Below are 14,542 nucleotides of genomic sequence, written 5' to 3' on the forward strand. Positions count from 1 at the left end.
CGGGCTACTGGGAGGTATGAGCTTCGAGGAAGACGACGCTGTCGTCCTGCACGACGAACACAGCGAGTACGACGGTCAGGAAGGACAGGTCACGCAAGTCATGGAGAACATGTTCGGCGACAGCACGTACACCGTGAGCTTCGAGGACGGCCAGGAGAGCGGCGTCCCCGAGGACGCGCTCGAAGCCGCCGAAGACGAAGAGTAACGACTTTTCAGGGTTCCCACCGACGATTCTCCAATGGCCGAAGTTCCGTTTCACTACATCGATCTGCGGGCGTTCTGCTACGCCACCGAGGACGACAAGCGCGTCGAGGACGCGCTCGAAACCTTCCTCCCCGAGGAAGTCGAACTACAGCGCACCGAGAGCGAGGGCCACCACGGCGACCGAATCGTGGTGTTCTCCGCGCGCGTCGAGAACGCCGACGAGATGCGCCACGTCCTCTCGAAGGTCGCCGAACTCGACGACGCCGACCGCCTGCTCTCGGAACTCGACGACCGGGTGGACGCCAACTGCTCGCTGTTCCTGCGATTCGACAAGCAGGAAGCCTACCGGGGCGAGGTCGCGCTCGGCGAGGGCATCACCTTCCGCGCGAAGGTCGAGGCCTACCCCGCGAAGAAGGAGGCCGCCGTCGAGAACGCCCGCGAGGCGCTGGAAACGCTGTGAACGTTGAGCTTTCGCGAGACGACCGCCGCGCCCAGCGGCGGTCGTCTCGCGGGATAGGACAGTCCACCGAAAACCCCGGCGCGCTCGCGGTGTGCGAGCGCGCCGGGGCGTCCTGGTGGTCTCGGTTCTGAAATCGCCATTTGCGACTCGCAGAGCCAGCATCGCGAATCAGGACAACTCCTCGCTTCGAACTACCGTCTGTCCGTCTCGCCGCCAGCAAAAAATGGGGTCCAATCGGGCGTCAGTGCGCCGTGAAACCGTCGATTACGCCATCGCAGTCCGGACAGGAGACCAGTTCCGAGCCAGTGCTTTTCGCGCCGAGCGGGTCGCCGTTCCGCAACGTCTTCGAGTTAGTTCGTCGATTCAGGTCCGAACCGCAATGTGGACATTCTATCATACGTCGCATCACGAACCCACTATGGGAACAGCTAGCAATAGCCGCACTACCGTGATATACTTTGTGTCATACACCCGATTTACTGACACGTCCGCAAAAATTGCCGGAACTTCGCCTACGACCCCGGAAGGATGTCACCGAGTGCGGCCCCGAGCGCCATCGCGGTGAACGTTACGCTCGTCTGACACACCGCGAGCCACGGGTCGGCCCAGTCCACTCGACCCCACACGGTCATCGTGACGAACGCGGTGGCGAACGAGACGCCGAGAACCCCGACGAGTCTTCGCGGGACTACGCCGAACAGCGGGCGGTGAATCTCGACCTGCTGAATCTCCGCGACGTACAGCACGCCGATGACGAGCGCGACGGTCCCGACGAGCGTGACCAGCAGGGCGGGCGGGTTCGCCGCGACGAACTCGCCGATTTCGAGGGTGCCGCCCTCCACCAGCATCGGGATGCCGAACACCACGCTCCCGACCAGCGCCTCGGCGGCGTCGTGGCGGTCGAACCCCTTGATGACCCGACCGAACGTTCCGGGAGTCGAGACCCGCCGGGCGACTCGCATCGTCTCGCGCACCTGCTCGCGCTCCTCGGGGTCGTCCACCGTCTCTTCGAGTTCTTCGAGTTCGTCCAGCAGGTCGTCGATATCGGGGTCAGGCGGATTCTTCGACCGCGACGAACTCTTCGCGGCGCGGTCCGGGCGCGATTCGCGGTTGCTCATGAGTCCCCCGTAACGTTCCGCAGTCATAAACGCCAAGGTGCCCCGGAACTCGGCTTGAGGTATGCCAGCAGCACTTGTCACCGGGTCGTCGCGAGGTATCGGACGGGCAATCGCCGAACAATTCGCACGCGACGGCTACGACGTGGCGGTCAACTACGTCCGGAGCGCAGAGCGCGCGAAAGCGGTCGCCGAGAGCATCGCTGCCGAGACTGATGCCGACGCCGTCGCGGTGCAGGCCGACGTGGGCGACGCCGACGACGCCGCAGACCTCGTAGACGAGGCGGTCGAGGCGTTCGGCGGTCTCGACCACGTCGTCAACAACGCGGGCATCGACCAGCACGTCTACACCGACGACCTCTCGCCCGCCGACTTCGACCGGGTGATGGACACCAACGTCAACGGCGCGTTCAACGTCACGAAGGCCGCGCTCGCGCACCTCCGCGAGTCCGACGACGACCCGAGCGCATCGGTGACGAACGTCTCCTCGATTCTGGCGTACACGGGCGCACCAATCGAGTGTCACTACGCCGCGTCGAAGGCGGGCCTGCTCGGCCTGACCAAGAGCCACGCCGCCGACTTCGCGCCCAAAGTTCGGGTCAACGCGGTCGCGCCGGGTCACGTCGAAACCGACATGACCGCCGACCGGAGCGACGAGGAAAAGCGCGAGGAGATGGCGAAGATTCCGGTCGGCCAGTTCGGCCAACCCGAGGACATCGCCGACGCCGTCGCGTACCTCCGGGACGCCGGGTTCGTCACGGGCGAAACGCTCAACGTCAACGGCGGCGAACTGATGCGGTGAGTCGGCGAATCAGCCCTGGATGTCGTCCGGCCGCTCGCCGAGTTCGAACGGAACGGTCTCTTCGTCTCCGTCACGGCGTATCGTGAGTTCGACGGTCTGGTTCGCTCGCGTCTCCAGCGCGAGGTAGCTCCCGAGGTCTTCGGCGGTCAGCAGTTCGCTCCCCTCGATTTCGAGTAGCACGTCGCCGCCGACCGGGACGCGCCTGCCGTCCACCACTTCGGGGTCGCTCCCCTGAAGCGTGCCGTCCGCCGGGCCGCCGTCCACGACGTTCACTATCAGAAGGCCGCGAGGTTCGTCGAGGTCGTTCGCGTCCGCGACACTCGGCGTGACGTTCGTGAACGTCACGCCGAGGTAGGCGTGGTCGAACTCGCCGTTCTCGATGAGTCGCGGGACCACTCGCTCAGTCAGCGCCGCAGAGATGCCGAAACCGATGTTGTCGCCGCCGCCGGAGTTGATGACCGCGACCACCTCGCCGTCGAGCGACACCAACGGGCCGCCGCTGTTGCCGGGGTTGACCGCGGCGTCGGTCTGAATCGCGTCGGGAATCCGGTAGCCGGTCGGCGACGGAATCGACCGGTCGATACCGCTCACGATTCCGGTGGTCGCCGACCCGTCGAGGTCGTAGGGATTACCGATGGCGACCACCTCCTGACCGACGACCGGGTCGCGCTCGGCGAACGAGACCGGTGTCGCCGACGAGGGAACCTCCTCGACTTCGACGGTGGCGAGGTCGCTGTGCGGGTCGCTACCGACGACCTCGCCCGAACTCCACTGGCCCTCGCTGAACCGTATCTCGGTCTCGGTCGCGTCGCCGACCACGTGGGCGTTCGTCACGACGTGGTCGTCGTCGTAGACGAACCCGGTTCCCTGCCCCTGTCCGGTCCTGACCAGCACCACCGACCCGATGGTGTCTCGGTACAGTCGCGTGTAGACGCTTTCGGACCCCTCTTGGGTGGTCTGGGTACCGGTCTCGGTGGGCGAATCGGTCGTCGCGGTCGCACCGTCGTCGGCCGCGGGCGCGTCGGCGCTACACCCCGCGAGACCGGTCGCCGCCGCGACGCCGCCGAGTCTGAGAAACTGCCTGCGGTCGAGCGTCGAATCGGGCATGTCTTCGACAGTCGGGGCTTCGGACGGGAATAGTTTTCTCCGGAACGCGGGTACCGTACCTTATTCCCCCTGCCACTCGGGGTCGCGGCCATCGAGGAAGGCGTCGATACCCTCGTTCTTGTCCTCGGCGGCGAACAACTGGGCGAACAGTTCGGCCTCGTACTCGATTCCGGCGTCGAGGTCCATCCGACTCGACGCCTTCACGGCCTTTTTCGCGAATTCGAGCGCGAGCGGACTCTTCGCGGCCATCCGCCCCGCGAGTTCGGTCACGCGCTCTTCGAACTCGCCGTCGTCACAAACTTCGTCCACGAGGCCGATGTCGCGGGCTTCGGCGGCGTCGATTATCTCGCCCGACAGAATCAGTCGCATCGCTTGGCCCTCGCCGACGAGTCGGGCGAGTCGCTGTGTCCCGCCGCCGCCGGGCATGATGCCGAGGTTGATTTCGGGCTGGCCGAGTTTGGCGTCCTCGCGCGCGATGCGCACGTCGCAGGCCTGCGCGAGTTCGCACCCGCCGCCGAGCGCGTGACCGTTGATGGCCGCGATAACCGGCTGTTCGAGGTCGTCCACGTACTCGTAGACGCGGGGGCGCTTGCTCGCCTCGCGCTGTTCGAGCGGGCCGCGCTCGCGGAGTTCCTTCACGTCCGCGCCCGCCACGAACGCGCCCGACTCCGCCGACCCGGTGAGGACGACCACCCGAACGTCGCTGGCCTCGACGGCGTCGAGTACGTCTTTCAACTCCGCGCGGAGTTGGGCGTTCAGCGCGTTTCGCGCGTCGGGCCGCGAGAGCGTGACTGTGGCGACGTACTCCGTCCGGTCGCCGACCGACACCGAGACGGTTTCGCATTCGCCGGCGACCGCTTCGGGGCTTCCGGGCGCGGGAGCGTCGTCCTCGTCGCTCATTCGTCGTCACCCCAGTCGCCGCTGGTGGCGACTATCTCTCCGTCCTCCCAGACGTAGAACCCCTCGCCGGTCTTCTTGCCGAGCTTTCCGGCCCGGACCTTCCGGCGGAGAATCTGAGGCGGTCGGAACCGCTCGCCCAGCTCCTCGCGGAGGTGTTCGAGGATGTCGAGGCGCACGTCGAGTCCGACCACGTCGCCGAGTTCGATGGGACCCATCGGGTGGTTGTACCCCAACTCCATCGACGCGTCGATGTCGCGGGGGCTGGCGACGCCCTCCTCGACCATCCGCATGGCTTCGACGCCGAGCGAGACGCCGAGCCGCGACGACGCGAACCCCGGGGAGTCGCGGACCGTCACCGCGGTCTTGCCGATGTCCGCGACGAACTCCTCGGCGAATTTCCGGGTCTCGTCGCTGGTCTGCTCGCCGACGACCACCTCGACGAGTCCCATGATGTGGACCGGATTGAAGAAGTGGAGACCGATTCCCCGGCCCGAGTCCGAGAGCGCGGCGACGATTTCGGTCACGGGGAGCGACGAGGTGTTCGACGCGATAACCGCCTCCTCGGGCGCGTGGGCTTCGACCTCCGAGAACGTCTCCTTCTTCAACTCCACGTCCTCGGGCACCGCCTCGACGACGAGGTCGGCGTCCGAAACGGCGTCGGGAAGGTCGGTCGTCCCCGAAATGCGGTCGAGGGTGGCGGTCTTCTCGTCTTCGGTCACCTTGTCGCGCTCGACGCCGCCTTGGAGATTCTCCGCGATGGATTCGAGTCCGTCCTCCACGATGTCCCGTTCGATGTCGCGCATCGTCACGCTGTGGCCCGCCATCGCCGACACTTGGGCGATGCCGTGGCCCATCGTTCCGGCTCCTAACACGGTGACGTTCATACTTGCACTGGCGAGCGGTGCGAGGTTAAGCGTTTATCTCTCGGCGGGTCCGTCGCCGCGCCACTGCCATCGGAGCGTTCCGAGACCGACGAGGAACGCGACAGCGCGATAGAACTTCGCGTCGAACGTGTTCGGGTCGGCGTCCCACCCGCCGGACTCGTAGATGAGGTAGTACCCGTCGTCCGACCGGACGACTTCGCCCGCATCCGGTAGCGGTCGTCCGTGGGTCTGCACCGTCTCTCCGTCGAGGGTCCGGGCGGCTTTCGGCGAGAGGTCGCTTTCGTTCACCGCGATGTCGGCGAGTAACGTTTCGGGGGCGACCGCTTCCAGCGAGTACGAGACAGTGCCCTCGCCGCGCTCGACCACGCGACGATAGAAGTGTTTCTCCGAGTCGCTGTCCCCGACGACGACGTACTCCGCACCGGAGTCGTAGGGGTAGTAGAAGTCGGTGACGTTCACGACCACCGGGCCGTGCTGAGCGACGTGCGCGGCGAACAGACACCCTGCCTTGCTATCGTAGTACTGGCAGTCGAGACGCTCGATTTCGCCGTCCGCGCGAATGTAGCCCCGAACGCCTTCGCTGTACTCTATCTCCGCGGCTTCGTGGGCGTAGACGCGTTCCCCCTCGTGGGGGTCTTCCCCTGCGTCGGCGAACAGCCAGAACGGACTCGTCACGAGAACGAGTCCGACGACGAGGAGGACGAGCGAGGACCAATCGCGTGCCATCGACTGGTGAGTCGAAGAAGACCAGTAAATGCTTTTTCACTTCTCGGTCGCTCGAAACGCCGACTCGTTCTCGCGTCGCTACTCTGATTTCACCTTGAATCCGTACCGCGTCACGCCTTCTTGGGTGTAGATGCGCCGAATCGTCGTCGCCACGCGGTCGCCGATTGCCACGGCCTCCGAATCCACGACCTGCGCCGGGACGCTAACGGATTCTCTACCGGGGCCTTCGAGAGCCACAATCGCCACGCCGAAATCGCCCGATTGAGCCTGCTGTTCGGCGAACTCCGGCGGCGCACCGCCCTGCGAGATTGTCGTGGCGGCTTCCACGGTCCCGGTCCCCGGCAGTTCAACATCCTCGTACCCTTCGACCAAGGTCTTGCACGAATTGCACGCACCCTCTGGCGGGAAATTGAGCGCGGCACACTCCGGACACTTGCCCGCCACCAACCGATACCGCTGGTCGAGCGTCCGCCGCCACGAGGGTACGCTGACGTACGCGCCGCCGCCCTCCGGCGCTCCCGAGGTGAGTTCGCCCCGCCGCCGGAGGTACTCGGCGTAGCTCACCGACTCCCCGGCGTCGAGCGCCAACTCCGCCGCCACGCCGCGATTCTCGATGAGTAGGGCGTCCGCGCCCGCGCCGCTTCCGTGGGCCGCCACGAGGATTCGCTCGTCGCCCTGGGCCAACGCTTTCGCGAGACTCAGCGGGACGCTCGCCGCGCCCGTATCGCCGAGGTCGTGGACCGTGGCGCACTGCTGGATGGCCTCGGTTTCGACGCCGAGCGCGCCCGCCGCGCGGTAGGGAAGCTTCCCGTTCGGCGCTTGGATCGCGGCGGCGTCGGCCGTGCTCGGGTCCCACTCACCGTCCAACCCCTCGACCGCTCCCGCGAGCGTCTCGGTGAACGCCCGGCGGTCGTAGCTCGTGACGCCCAGTCCCTCGGTCGCGTCGCTCCCGCGCCGCCGGAACCGCGTGCCGGGGTAGTCGGCGGCGTACTCCGCCCGCGAGAGGATTTCGGCCCCACCCGATTCCGAAAGGACGAACGCGGCCGCGCCCGCTCCGGCGGCGTGTTCCTCCGGACTGTCGGGTTCGCCGCGCGGGCAGTCCGACGCGACGACGAGACCGACGCGGTCGGTCTCGTCGTCGCGCGTCTGATTCCTACTGTCCCCTGTCCCACCCCACGGTCCCGCCGAGAGCGCGGCGTCGAGCGCGCGCGTCCCGGCCCGAGTGCTCCCCGAAAATTCGTGGCGCGTGGCGCTCTCGGGCACCCCCAGCATCGCGCCGAGGCGGGCCGTCAGGTCCGCCTCGGCGACCGGCGGGGTGGTCGAAGCGAACGCGAGGAACGCGATTTCGTCGCCCGCGCGCTCGGCCGCGCCGAGCGCACGCGTTGCGGCTTCGTAGGCCATCGTCACGCTGTCCTCGTCGGCGTTCGGGACCGCCGTCTCCGAGATACCGGGCGCGTGGAACTGACCCCACGCGTCTTCGAACTTCTCGGCCGAGACGCGGAATCGCGGTGCGTAGGCTCCGACGGCTTCGATTTTAGGTTGGCTCATCGCGCCACCTCCGATTCGCTGGCTCGCGGGCGTCGCCCGCTCGCCCCGTTCGAGGCGCTCCGCGCCTCGCGCTCGAAGACGTGAACCACCGCCGCGCCCCCGCTCCCGCCGACGTTGTGGGTCAGGCCGCGAGTCGCGCCCTCGACCTGTCGGTCGCCCGCCGTGCCCGAGAGCTGTTTGAACGCTTCGACGACCTGCCCCGCGCCGGTCGCGCCGATGGGATGGCCCTTCGACTTGAGGCCGCCTGAGGTGTTGACCGGGAGGTCGCCGTCGAGCGCGGTCGCGCCCGACTCGACGAGTCGGCCGCCTTCGCCGGGTTCGCAGAAGCCCAAGTCCTCGTAGGCCAGAATCTCCGCGATGGAGAAGCAGTCGTGGACCTCCGCGAAGTCGAGGTCGTCGGGCGAGATATCTGCTCGCTCGTAAGCCATCTCGGCGGCGCGCCGGGAAGCCTCGATTCGGGTGTACGAGTCGCGCTGGAACAGTCCCACCGAATCGCTCGCCGCGCCGACGCCCGCGATGCGAATCGGGTCGTCGGTGTAGGTTTCGACCGCGTCCTCGCTCGCGATGAGGGCGCAGGCCGCGCCGTCGCTCGTCGGACAGCAGTGATAGAGCGTGAGCGGGTCGGCGACCGTCTGGGCGGTTTCGGCGTCTTCGAGCGAGCACTCGAATCCCAACTGAGCGTGAGGGTTCTTCGCGCCGTTTCGGTGGTTCTTGACCGCGACGTGCGAGAGCTGTTCCGTCGTCGTGCCGTGTTCGGCCATGTGGGCGTCGGCCATCTGGGCGTAGACGCCCGCGAAGGTGGTTCCCGAGAGGCGTTCCCACTCGGTCTCGCCCGAGACGCCGAGCCAGTACTTGGTGGCGTCGCCCGACGCGTCGGTCATGATTTCGACTCCGCCCGCGAGAACCACGTCGGCCATTCCGGACCTGACGGCTTGGACGGCCTGCCGGACCGCGTACCCCGAGGCCGCGCAGGCGTTCTCGACGCGAGTGGTCGGGATTCCGTGCAGGCCGACGTGTTCGGTGACGGCGGGACCCGACAGCCCCAACTGACGGCCGCCGACACCGAGCGTGCCGACGACGGCTTCCTCGATGTCGTCGGGGTCGAGACCCTTCGGAACCGACTCGCGCGTCCGCTCGAACGCACTGGCGAACAGCGACCGATAGCTTTCGTCGGGGAACGACCCGAAGTCGGTCTGGGCCGCGCCGACGAGGTAGGCGTCGCGCATGCGTACACCTTCGGCGCTCGCTGGAAATAATTGCCGCTGTTTGCGGGTCAGCTCGGTACAGGCCATTTCAGAACGGAACGGCGTCCGCGACGTTGGCGCGATACCGGCCCGCGAGTTCGCGGACCACGAGCCTGTCCCGGGCGTCGATTCCCAGCGCGTACAGGCTTCCGACGTAGGCGAGGAGTCCGACGAGCGTTCCGACGACGAGCGCCGTCTGTCCGCCCACCGACGCCCGGACGCCCGCCATCACCGCGGCCATGACGACGCCAGCGCCGAGCGGCTTGAGATACGTGGCGTCGAAGGGCCACAGCCCCTCGAACTGCCTGAGCAACACGACCTGAAGCGCGTTCTGGACCGCGATGGCGAGCGAGGTGCCGAGCGCCGCGCCGACGAGTCCGAACTCGACGACGAAGACGTAGGTCAGGACGACGTTCAGCACGGCGAGGAGCCAGTCGAGCGCCATCCGAGCGTACTGGTGGTCGGTCATCATGAGGAGCCACCCGGTCGCGCCGACCGCGCTCCCGACGAACACGCCGCCGAGGTAGACCGCGAGCGGGACGTACCCCCGAACGTAGGTCGGCCCGAACAGCGCGAGTAGCTCCCGACCGAACACCAACTGGACCGCGAGTATGGGGAGGACGGTGGTGACGATGAGCCGCGTCACCGACGAGTAGACCGCGTTGAGCGTCTCCACCCGGCCGCTGGAGTAGAGGTTCGACGCGACCGGCGGCAACAGCTGATTGAACGACATGAGGGGTATCCACGCGATGGCTATCAGCACGAGGACGACGTTGTAGATGCCCGCCGCGACCGCGGTCAACAGCGCGCCGACGAGCAGGATGTCCACTCGGTTCTGGAACACCTTTCCGAGACTGCTCATCGCCACCGGGGCGGCGTGGTCGTAGAACCGACGGCTCTCGGTTCGGCCGCCCCGGAGGGTCGGTCGGATTCCGGTCACCTTCGTCGTGACCGGAAATCCGACGACCACGAGGACCGCCACGCAGACGACGAACGCGCCAGCGACGCCGACGACCGAGTAGCCGAGCGCGAGCGCCGCGAGCGCGCCGACCAGCCGAACGCCGGGCCGGAGGAGCTTGTTGAACACCACCTCTCCGCGGGCCGACCCGACCGCGCGAAAGATGGCGGCGTAAATCATCACGAGACCGAGCAGGACGACGAGCACGCCGAACAGTCGCATCGCGGCCGGAAACGACGAATCCTCGACGGTGACCGCGTTTATCCACGGTGCCAGCACCCACACGCCCGTCGCGATTACGAGACCGAACCCTATCGTGGTGGCGTAGGCCAGTCCCGCGACCAGCGACCGGCGGGCCGGGTCGTCCCGATAGGCGGGCAGGTATCGCTGGAGCGTCGGCACGCTCCCGAAGGTGACGAGTCGGGCGAGCAACTGAGCGATTCGCCACGCGAGCGCGTACACTCCGTACGCAACGGGACCGAGTCCGCGCGCGAGGACGAACTCCGTCCCGGCCACGAGCGCGCGCTGGGCCGAAACACCGCCCGAGGTCACGACCGCACCGTGAGCGATGGTCAGCAACGCCTCTCGCTCGTCGTCCGGTACGTCCTCGTCCGACGCGACCTCGTCCGACACGTCCACGTTCGACGCGACCTCGTCCGACACATCTACCTTCGACACGTCCTCGTCGTCCCCTCTACTCATTCTCGGCTTCCAACCGCCGGGTGTCCGCTCCGAGCATTAAAGGATGCGATACCGGAGGGGTACCCCGGGTAGATTGCGGCGCGTCGGGCCGAGCGTCGGGGTCGGCCGCCGAAAAACCGAAACCATAACGAACCGGAACGCGTTTCGAGAGACGAATGGAAGCTTCGTCGTCGATTCGTGACGCGCTGGCTCGCCTCCGGCGGTGGTGGCTGGCGCTCGAACGCGGGTGGCAGGCGGTACTGGTCGGCTACCTCGCGGTCGCGGCAATCCTTCTCGCACCCTGACGATGGCGGCGCTTCGCGGGTATCTTCCGGGACTCGCGTTCCTCGTCGCCGTCGGGTCGCTCGCGCAGTTTCTGGGAACGCTCACACCGGTTCACTCGCTCCTCGCGGCGATTCTGCTCGGCGCGCTCGTCGCCAACACGGTGGGCGTTCCCGAAATTTTCCGACCGGGCGCGGGGACGTACAATCTCTGGCTCGAAGTCGGCATCGTGCTGATGGGCGTCCGCATCTCGCTCGGCTCGGTTCTCGGCGCGGGTCCGGCGCTCGTCCTCGCGGTCGTCGGCGCGGTCGCGCTCTCGCTCGCGGTCGTGGAACTGCTCGCGCGCGGCGTCTTCGGACTCAGTGGCCGACTCGGGTCGCTTCTCGCGGCGGGCGCGAGCGTCTGCGGCGTCTCGGCGGTGGTCGCGGTGGCGGGCGCGATTCGGGCCGACGAGAATCAGGTCGCGTACGCCACCAGCACGATTCTGGCGTTCGACGCGCTCACGCTGTTCACGTACCCCGCGCTCGGCCATCTGCTCGGCCTCCCCGACAGAATATTCGGCATTTGGGCAGGTCTGACCATGTTCAGCACCGGCCCGGTGACCGCGGCGGGGTTCGCCCACTCCGACCTCGCGGGCGAGTGGGCGACCCTGACGAAGCTGACCCGAAACGCACTCCTCGGCGGTCTCGTGGTGGGTTACTCGCTGCTGTACGCCGAGACGAAATCGTCGTCGGGCGGGTGGAAAACCTCGGTTCGGGACCTCTGGAACGGCTTCCCGAAGTTCGTCCTCGGATTCGTCTCGCTCGTTCTCCTCGCCAGCACGGGCGTCCTCGGCGACGCGGAAATCGCTCGCCTCACCCTCGCGTCGGACTGGGCGTTCCTCGTCGCGTTCGCTGGACTCGGAACGAGTATCGAAGTTCGAGCGCTTCGCGGAACGGGTGTCCGACCCCTCGCTCTCGTCGGAGTCGCGCTGCTGGTCGTGAGCGCGGTGGCGCTGGCAGTGGTGCGAATCGCGTTCTGAGTCGATTTCCGAGACGCCGACTACGCGATGTCCCGACTCGTGTCGATGCGGACCGACTCCGCGAGTTCGAGTTTGATGGTCTCGGGGAGCGCCCGCCCGCCACGGAACTTCGGCACCGCGAGTCGGGTCTCGACGGTGTCGCCCGAGTACTCGGTGTGGAGGTCGAACACCACGTCCGCGACGTGTTCGGTCACGTCGCGGGTGTCCGAGACGTTCCGGCCGTCGAGGCAGTGGAGGACCGCCACGCTCCCGGTGTTGTCGAGGTGGTTCCGGAGGTCGTTGAGGAAGTTCCGGTAGCGGCTCTCCTCTTGGCGTTCGAGCAGGTCCACCGCGTCGATGACCAGGTTCGACCCCTCGGAGAGCCGTCGAAAGAGTCGCTGTGAGTGGTCGAGCGGCGCGTCGCTCGGAACGCGGCGCACGTCGGGCGACCCGGTGAGACCGGGCGCGCGGTCGAACGCCTCGGCGACCGCGGCCTCGTCGCGGTCGGTCGAGAGGTAGAGCGTGGACCGAGCCGATGCGAACTCGTAGAGCAGTAGCTCGGCCTGACTCGCAGGCGGTGCCGAGAGCGCGACAATGCTCCCCTTCGGCACGCCGCCGTCGAGCTTACGGTCTAACACGTCGATTCCCGTCGAGAGACGCCGTGGCACGTGTTTTCACGCGTGTACGCCCCAGTCATAAGTATTTGGGCTGAAGGGCTGACACGAGGCGGTCGTGGGCGGCCCGCACCCGGTCGTCGGCGAGCGGTTTCGCGTCTCGACCCGTCGCCGACCGCACCTCGGGCACCGTTTCGAGGACCGGACAGTCGAGCAGGTCGGCAATGCGGTCGGCTGTCACGGTCCGGTCGTGGTCACTTCTTTTCTCTCGGTCCCACCGTCCGAAATCGGTCGTGGGGGGGGGGGGGGGGGGCGCCCCCCCCCCCCCCCCCCCCCCCCCCCACGACCGCGCCCGCGACCGGCGTCCCCACCTCGCGGGCCATCGCGGCGGTCTTGGCGGCGTCTCGGAGGCAGGCCGGTTCCGGGGTGGTCACGACCAGCGCGGCGTCGGCGACCCGGAGCGGCGCGACCGCACCGGGTCCGGCACCGGCGGGCGTGTCGAGTAGGACCGCTCCAGGGGCGCTCGCGAGGTGGGCGAACGCCGGTGCGGACGGGCGAGCATTTCGGTCGGCATTCAGCGGTCCGCTCGCGGCGGGCAGGACGCCGACGTCGGGCGGGACCCCGTCCTCGGTCGGGCTTCCGGCCACCAGTTCGGGCGGCCACCCCGCACCGACGGCGTCGAGACCCGGTCGGCGCGAGACGCCCGCCATCGCGTGCAAATTCGGCATCTCGCGGTCGGTATCGACCGCGAGCGACGGCTTTCGCTGGCGGGCGAGCGCGGACGCCATCCCGAGCGTCGTGGTCGTCTTCCCGCACCCGCCCTTGCCTCCGGCGACGGCTAGCATGACGGGGCGAGGTTGTCCCGGCTTCGTACTTGAACGTTCGGGCGTCGTCGGGGCCAAAGCGCATCCTTTTCCCGATTCCGCGCCAACGACCGGGTATGAGCGCGCGCAACGACGTCGCACCCGACACGCTCGGCGTCGAACTCACCGAGGACGGCATCGTCGTGGAGTACACCGACGGCAGGGAGGCGTTCTACCACGGCGTCCCCGAGAAAGTCACCGACACGCTTCGGACTCGGCCCGGAAAGCTCGTGCAGGTGTTCGTCACCGACCCCACCGAGACGGAGGGCGTGATGATGTACGTCAACGACCGCAACACCCACGACGAGATTCTCGAAGACACCGGGGTCGGGCGGGTCATGCTCGAACCCGGCGAGGAGGAGTCGCTGTTCCCCGGCGTGACGGTCCGACTCGACGGTTACGCAGTCGAGGTGGAGGCCGACCCCGAGGTGGCCCGCGGCCGGGTGTTCGTCTTCGAAGAGGACGAACTCGGCGAGAACTCCTACGAACTGGTCAACGAATGAGCCTCCCGAAACGCTGGCGGTCGCTCGACCGGAAGACGGTCGCGGGCGCTCCCGAACGGTACGGCGTTTACGAACTCGGCGACTCGGAGGGCGAGATTCTGGAGGTCGGATGGGGAGTCGTGCGCGACGAACTCAAGGACGCGCTGGCGTACGCAAGTGGCGAGCAGGTCCGATGGGAAGCGTGCGAGTCGAAGGCCCACGCGAAGGACCTCGCGAGAGAACACCGCGAGCGCGCCGGACTGTAATCACTGAATGTACGAAGGGTCCTCATGGTCGCAGTTCGCCTCGTGCTGGCGGGCGTCGTCCTCGTCGTCGAACATCATCCCGCACCCCTCGCATTTGTACCACGTCATGTCGTCGCGCTCGGTTTTGACGACCATGTTCGGTCGTACGCGACACGACAGTAAATCGTTTGCCCCGAATCGCGGGGCCGCGTTCGCGTGCTCCGGACGATCGGCCGTTTTCCGGCGGCCGCCGGAAAACGGCCGATGGGTCAGCCGCTGAAAATCGGCCGGTGGACCAAGCCACCGGAAAGACGGCCGGTGAACCAAACCACCGGAAAGACGGCCGGTGAACCAAACCACCGGAAAGACGGCCGGTGAACCAAACCACCGGAAAGACGGCCGGTGAACCAAACCACCGGAAAGACGG

General features: G+C 67.5%; 19 protein-coding genes. 7 read left to right on the forward strand and 12 right to left on the reverse strand.

Features of this window, described 5'->3' with window-relative positions; translation table 11 throughout:
* Window positions 1-16 precede the first annotated feature (16 nt).
* Both EKH81_RS10725 and EKH81_RS10730 read left to right on the forward strand, forming a co-directional pair.
* Window positions 17-205, forward strand: a complete 189-nt coding sequence (locus EKH81_RS10725; RefSeq protein ID WP_132058527.1) for a DUF1918 domain-containing protein — start codon at window positions 17-19, stop codon at window positions 203-205.
* 33 nt (window positions 206-238) lie between these two features.
* Window positions 239-664, forward strand: coding sequence for an RNA-binding protein (locus EKH81_RS10730; protein ID WP_132058528.1), 426 nt, complete (start codon window positions 239-241; stop codon window positions 662-664).
* Between the two features lie 512 nt (window positions 665-1,176).
* Here the strand turns inward: EKH81_RS10730 and EKH81_RS10735 are convergent.
* On the reverse strand, window positions 1,177-1,782 hold the full coding sequence (locus EKH81_RS10735) for a DUF2391 family protein (protein WP_132058529.1): 606 nt from the start codon (window positions 1,780-1,782) through the stop codon (window positions 1,177-1,179).
* A 61-nt stretch (window positions 1,783-1,843) separates the two neighbouring features.
* On the opposite strand from EKH81_RS10735, the gene EKH81_RS10740 reads away from it, so the two are divergent.
* The gene (locus tag EKH81_RS10740; RefSeq protein ID WP_132058530.1) at window positions 1,844-2,581 is read left to right on the forward strand and encodes an SDR family oxidoreductase; all 738 of its coding nucleotides are present in this window, start codon (window positions 1,844-1,846) and stop codon (window positions 2,579-2,581) included.
* 9 nt (window positions 2,582-2,590) lie between these two features.
* Here EKH81_RS10740 and EKH81_RS10745 read toward each other — a convergent pair whose 3' ends face one another.
* The 7 genes from EKH81_RS10745 to EKH81_RS10775 all read right to left on the reverse strand — a co-directional run bounded on the left by EKH81_RS10745 (window position 2,591) and on the right by EKH81_RS10775 (window position 10,650).
* The gene (locus EKH81_RS10745) at window positions 2,591-3,688 is read right to left on the reverse strand and encodes a trypsin-like peptidase domain-containing protein (RefSeq protein ID WP_132058531.1); all 1,098 of its coding nucleotides are present in this window, start codon (window positions 3,686-3,688) and stop codon (window positions 2,591-2,593) included.
* A 60-nt stretch (window positions 3,689-3,748) separates the two neighbouring features.
* Window positions 3,749-4,588 carry an enoyl-CoA hydratase/isomerase family protein gene (locus EKH81_RS10750; protein ID WP_132058532.1) on the reverse strand — a complete coding sequence of 280 codons (840 nt, stop codon included), beginning with the start codon at window positions 4,586-4,588 and terminating at the stop codon, window positions 3,749-3,751.
* The gene (locus tag EKH81_RS10755) at window positions 4,585-5,472 is read right to left on the reverse strand and encodes a 3-hydroxyacyl-CoA dehydrogenase family protein (RefSeq protein WP_132058533.1); all 888 of its coding nucleotides are present in this window, start codon (window positions 5,470-5,472) and stop codon (window positions 4,585-4,587) included. The genes EKH81_RS10750 and EKH81_RS10755 overlap by 4 nt, the downstream gene beginning before the upstream one ends.
* A 33-nt stretch (window positions 5,473-5,505) precedes the next feature.
* Window positions 5,506-6,198, reverse strand: coding sequence for a hypothetical protein (locus EKH81_RS10760; protein ID WP_132058534.1), 693 nt, complete (start codon window positions 6,196-6,198; stop codon window positions 5,506-5,508).
* A gap of 78 nt (window positions 6,199-6,276) precedes the next feature.
* Window positions 6,277-7,746: an OB-fold domain-containing protein gene (locus tag EKH81_RS10765; protein WP_132058535.1), complete on the reverse strand. Its 1,470-nt coding sequence runs from the start codon at window positions 7,744-7,746 to the stop codon at window positions 6,277-6,279.
* Window positions 7,743-8,972, reverse strand: coding sequence for a thiolase domain-containing protein (locus tag EKH81_RS10770; protein WP_132058536.1), 1,230 nt, complete (start codon window positions 8,970-8,972; stop codon window positions 7,743-7,745). Before EKH81_RS10770 ends, EKH81_RS10765 begins: the two co-directional genes overlap by 4 nt.
* Before the next feature lie 67 nt (window positions 8,973-9,039).
* Window positions 9,040-10,650, reverse strand: a complete 1,611-nt coding sequence (locus EKH81_RS10775; protein WP_132058537.1) for a lipopolysaccharide biosynthesis protein — start codon at window positions 10,648-10,650, stop codon at window positions 9,040-9,042.
* Between the two features lie 155 nt (window positions 10,651-10,805).
* Between EKH81_RS10775 and EKH81_RS19750 the strand changes: the two genes are divergently transcribed.
* A complete protein-coding gene (locus EKH81_RS19750) occupies window positions 10,806-10,934 on the forward strand; it encodes a hypothetical protein (RefSeq protein ID WP_274380494.1) in 129 nt (42 codons plus the stop codon).
* A gap of 2 nt (window positions 10,935-10,936) precedes the next feature.
* A complete protein-coding gene (locus EKH81_RS10780) occupies window positions 10,937-11,932 on the forward strand; it encodes a YeiH family protein (RefSeq protein ID WP_132058538.1) in 996 nt (331 codons plus the stop codon).
* Window positions 11,933-11,952: 20 nt separating this feature from the next.
* Here EKH81_RS10780 and EKH81_RS10785 read toward each other — a convergent pair whose 3' ends face one another.
* From EKH81_RS10785 to EKH81_RS10795, 3 genes are read right to left on the reverse strand one after another with little or no spacing between them, the layout of a single operon-like run.
* Entirely contained in the window at window positions 11,953-12,579 is a 627-nt protein-coding gene (locus EKH81_RS10785) for an RAD55 family ATPase (RefSeq protein WP_132058539.1), read from the reverse strand.
* Between the two features lie 25 nt (window positions 12,580-12,604).
* Window positions 12,605-12,766 carry a hypothetical protein gene (locus tag EKH81_RS10790; protein ID WP_162224598.1) on the reverse strand — a complete coding sequence of 54 codons (162 nt, stop codon included), beginning with the start codon at window positions 12,764-12,766 and terminating at the stop codon, window positions 12,605-12,607.
* Between the two features lie 13 nt (window positions 12,767-12,779).
* On the reverse strand, window positions 12,780-13,370 hold the full coding sequence (locus tag EKH81_RS10795) for a MinD/ParA family ATP-binding protein (RefSeq protein WP_162224599.1): 591 nt from the start codon (window positions 13,368-13,370) through the stop codon (window positions 12,780-12,782).
* 95 nt (window positions 13,371-13,465) lie between these two features.
* Between EKH81_RS10795 and EKH81_RS10800 the strand changes: the two genes are divergently transcribed.
* Together EKH81_RS10800 and EKH81_RS10805 are read left to right on the forward strand one after the other, a co-directional pair.
* Window positions 13,466-13,891: a DUF5796 family protein gene (locus EKH81_RS10800; RefSeq protein WP_132058541.1), complete on the forward strand. Its 426-nt coding sequence runs from the start codon at window positions 13,466-13,468 to the stop codon at window positions 13,889-13,891.
* Entirely contained in the window at window positions 13,888-14,136 is a 249-nt protein-coding gene (locus tag EKH81_RS10805) for a DUF7508 domain-containing protein (RefSeq protein ID WP_132058542.1), read from the forward strand. The genes EKH81_RS10800 and EKH81_RS10805 overlap by 4 nt, the downstream gene beginning before the upstream one ends.
* On the opposite strand, the gene EKH81_RS19755 is transcribed toward EKH81_RS10805, so the two are convergent.
* Entirely contained in the window at window positions 14,137-14,271 is a 135-nt protein-coding gene (locus EKH81_RS19755; RefSeq protein WP_274380495.1) for a DUF7128 family protein, read from the reverse strand.
* Window positions 14,272-14,542: the final 271 nt, after the last annotated feature.

The sequence above is a fragment of the Halorussus amylolyticus genome (assembly GCF_004143485.2).
In the GTDB taxonomy this organism is placed as follows: Archaea; Halobacteriota; Halobacteria; order Halobacteriales; family Haladaptataceae; genus Halorussus; species Halorussus amylolyticus.